The sequence below is a fragment of the Aliikangiella maris genome, from assembly GCF_040719265.1.
In the GTDB taxonomy this organism is placed as follows: domain Bacteria; phylum Pseudomonadota; class Gammaproteobacteria; order Enterobacterales; family Kangiellaceae; genus Aliikangiella; species Aliikangiella maris.
Genome location: NZ_JBFDAH010000096.1, coordinates 1 through 1,688 on the forward strand (window position 1 = coordinate 1; position 1,688 = coordinate 1,688).

A 1,688-nucleotide genomic window follows, 5' to 3' on the forward strand; every position below is an offset into this window, starting at 1 on the left:
AACCTGGCCCAATGCATTGTAACCATAGGTATAAGTCCCACGCGGAATCACTAAGTTATCCAATCGGCTATTATTGGGCTTATAGTTAAAATCTAACTCCTGTAAATCAGGCCTGATAATTTTATCCAACTTGCGATCTTTATCATATTGATAAACCGTTTGCGGCTCGGTAATACCATCAACCACTGGCGGGGTATATTTATCGGCCTTGTTAACACTGTTGTAGTTAAAGTAATGTTTAGGTTGACCCGGCGGCTGGAGCCATTCTAAATTACCATTGGCATCAAATTGTTGATTTAACACACTGTTATCATGATAGGTAATTTGATTCACTCGACCCAAATCGTCATAGGCAAATGCTGTTGTTTGATTTTCAGCATTAACAATGGATGTTACTTTACCTTTACCTGCCGCTTCATAAATATAGGTTGTTATTCTGTCTCCAGCAGTAACCNTAAATCGTCATAGGCAAATGCCGTTGTTTGATTTTCAGCATTAACAATGGAAGTTACCTGACCTTTACCTGCCGCTTCATAAATATAGGTTGTTGTTCTATCTCCTACAGTAACCGTTTTAATACGCCCTCGATTATCATAAGCAAAACTCACAGGGGAAAGACCAACCACCTCGGCTGTATCTAATAATCCCGTTAAAGGATCGATCTGTTGAGTCACTACACGATTCTCAGCGGAGGTGACAGTACTTAACCCGGTCACATAGTTAGTGTGCACCGTTGCGGTATTACCATTTTGAGTTAGGCTAGTAGTTAACTCCCACATATCCGTATTATTGGCTGCATATTGCTTATCAATCGTAATACGACTAACCACATCATCTGAATAGGTTGATGTAATGGTTTTAGGAATTTCCAACAGCGTTTTTGGGTCAATGATTTTATCAATCACTGTGGTAACACCAAAACGAGTGGTGGTGGTTTTCAGTTCATCTTTTTGTTTAATCAACGTTGAAGAAACAGTACTTCTTCCTGTGGTGACAAATTGGGTATCACCATTTTCCAGTTCTGTTTCTACAGTGGTAAAACTATTTAACTCTGCTGTTGAATAACCATAAATGACCGCATTAGATGTTTGATCTTTTTTTCCTAAATTTAATCCGTAGATATACCTTCCAGCTTGATGATAAAGTGTTTATATATTGTAAAATAAACCCGACCCCTTATATTTTATTCGTGCAGTAATTGCTCAAAAAGCGGGGGCATTATGTAAGCAATCGATCACAAGAAAATCAGAAAAAGATCAATTTAATTGGCGAAAATCGATCACATTTAAAAGATTCAGTTAATGGCATAATAAAAAGCATGAGTTATTTAACTGATGGTAATACAGATAGCCGGAAATTAGTCTTTCTAAAAGATGGCAAGATAAGTATTCCCCATGATTTAGCCCCTCGATATGGTAGCAGTTTGTTGGAACATCGCCTGTTTAATATAATCGAAGTTTTACANCCGGAAATTAGTCTTTCTAAAAGATGGCAAGATAAGTATTCCCCATGATTTAGCCCCTCGATATGGTAGCAGTTTGTTGGAACATCGCCTGTTTAATATAATCGAAGTTTTACAAGAGATGGCACAACGTTATTATGATGAGTGTCAGTTACTCAAGTCAGAAAATGCACGGCTAACCAGAAGGCCTGAAAGGCCGAAGCTAAAACCGAGCTTGATTGCCTCG

2 protein-coding genes are annotated in these 1,688 nt (G+C 38.2%); both read right to left on the reverse strand.

The window, feature by feature from the left end; genetic code table 11:
- Positions 1 to 342, reverse strand: a 342-nt coding sequence (locus ABVT42_RS22215; RefSeq protein ID WP_465251092.1) for a hypothetical protein, incomplete at its 3' end; no start/stop codon positions are given.
- A gap of 89 nt (positions 343 to 431) precedes the next feature.
- Positions 432 to 1,121 carry a hypothetical protein gene (locus ABVT42_RS22480; protein WP_465251093.1) on the reverse strand — a complete coding sequence of 230 codons (690 nt, stop codon included), beginning with the start codon at positions 1,119 to 1,121 and terminating at the stop codon, positions 432 to 434.
- Positions 1,122 to 1,688: the final 567 nt, after the last annotated feature.